This is a genomic window from Psychroserpens mesophilus (assembly GCF_050617655.1).
Taxonomy (GTDB): Bacteria; Bacteroidota; Bacteroidia; order Flavobacteriales; family Flavobacteriaceae; genus Psychroserpens; species Psychroserpens mesophilus_A.
This window is the reverse complement of the sequence record NZ_JBODQC010000319.1, coordinates 1-254: the sequence shown is the minus strand read 5'-3', so window position 1 is coordinate 254 and position 254 is coordinate 1. Positions and strand designations below refer to the sequence as shown.

Sequence of the window (254 nt, the reverse complement as noted above, 5' to 3'; positions counted from 1 at the left end):
ATTGAATTGCCCTTGGTTGTCTGATACATTTTTTAGTAAGATAATTTCTTCCTCACTATCCTCTACTTTAACAACAGCATGTCTGTGCGAGAAGGTACCACGCTCAACATCTTGACCAGAAATTCTAACATTAAAGCCTTCTGCTAACAATGAACCATAAGCCAAATGCTCTGCCATTGCCCAATCTAGTCTATCTTCATCAAACATAGTTTGACGCGATTCTACTAAACGCTGAATCTTTCTGATAAACTTTT

Annotated in this window: 1 protein-coding gene; it reads right to left on the bottom strand. The window is 37.4% G+C overall.

Annotated elements, in window-relative coordinates; genetic code table 11:
- On the bottom strand, positions 1-254 hold a 254-nt coding region (locus ACRHNM_RS17415), incomplete at both ends, for a hypothetical protein (protein WP_431137909.1).